Origin of the sequence: Vibrio sp. Of7-15 (assembly GCF_022347565.1) — a bacterium.
Taxonomy (GTDB): Bacteria; Pseudomonadota; Gammaproteobacteria; order Enterobacterales; family Vibrionaceae; genus NORP241.
On sequence record NZ_JAKRGH010000071.1, the window covers coordinates 1 to 1,037 of the forward strand.

Consider the following 1,037-nt stretch of genomic DNA (forward strand, 5'->3'; position numbering starts at 1 on the left):
TTATCAAAAAATAACTGCATCTGGGTTTTACTCTTACGGTGCTCCAGCAGGTAAGGAGCGGCGTCAGGCTTTAGCGAAAAACTGCATGATAGGGGGCGGTATTATTGCGCTGTTATTACTGTTTGTTGCTGGCCCTATTGCGTTTGTGGGTGCTGGCGCTGGGGCATTGGGGTTCTTAAAAATGGGCTCGATTAAAGACCCAGATCCAGAAGAGAGTGCTTGGCCTTGGTTAGGTGTTTATGGAATTATTTTATGGAAAAAGCCATTCATTCGTGGGTTATATAAAATCAAGACTCATGCAGACAGTCACCTTATTGTGGATTCTGAGCAGCTGGAAAAAGTAAAAATGATGGTGAAGGAATATGGTCAACATGAGTTAGATATTTATAACTCTGCGGTGGATCATTTTTATGACCGCTGGTGGGAGCACCAAGACACCATGCCTTTTAGGCAGACAGTAAAATAACAAATTAACGCTGTTTGTATGGAAGAAGGTGGGCCCTGTGCTCACCTTTTTATGTCAATTATTATTAATAATTATGTAACTTTACAAAGGCGTGAATGGCGATTTTGAATAGAAAAGACCGAATGAATGCATTAAGTGACGCAAAAAAAAGTATCGAGAAGTACAAGAGCATTTGAATACCGATCCAGCTCTAGAGCATTGGGGCCATCGTGAAAGAAAATGCAGAGCATTATATATAGATATTGTAAAGTCTGAGCCTGCTATTATGGAGTGGGAAGTGGATTACTGGGGGCGTTTCGGAAAATGGGGGATGCCTTTTTTACTGACTTTTTTGATCGGTTTTTTACCTCTGTTACTTGTTCATCATATTGAAATAAAAAATGAAAGTGATGAATATTGGACAACTATGGGAGTAGTCTTTTCTCTGTTTTTACTGCCTCTTATCTTATTTCTCTTAGCAGGTGCATGGTACCCAACACGGTATTATCAAAAAATAACTGCATCTGGGTTTTACTCTTACGGTGCTCCAGCAGGTAAGGAGCGGCGTCAGGCTTTAGCGAAAAACTGCATG

2 protein-coding genes are annotated in these 1,037 nt (G+C 40.7%); both read left to right on the forward strand.

The window, feature by feature from the left end; all coding sequences use genetic code 11:
- Positions 1–466 (forward strand): hypothetical protein (locus MHO82_RS25690; RefSeq protein ID WP_239189464.1); only part of this gene is annotated, 466 nt, incomplete at its 5' end.
- A 172-nt stretch (positions 467–638) separates the two neighbouring features.
- The coding region (locus tag MHO82_RS25695; protein ID WP_239189466.1) for a hypothetical protein at positions 639–1,037 on the forward strand (399 nt) is incomplete at its 3' end.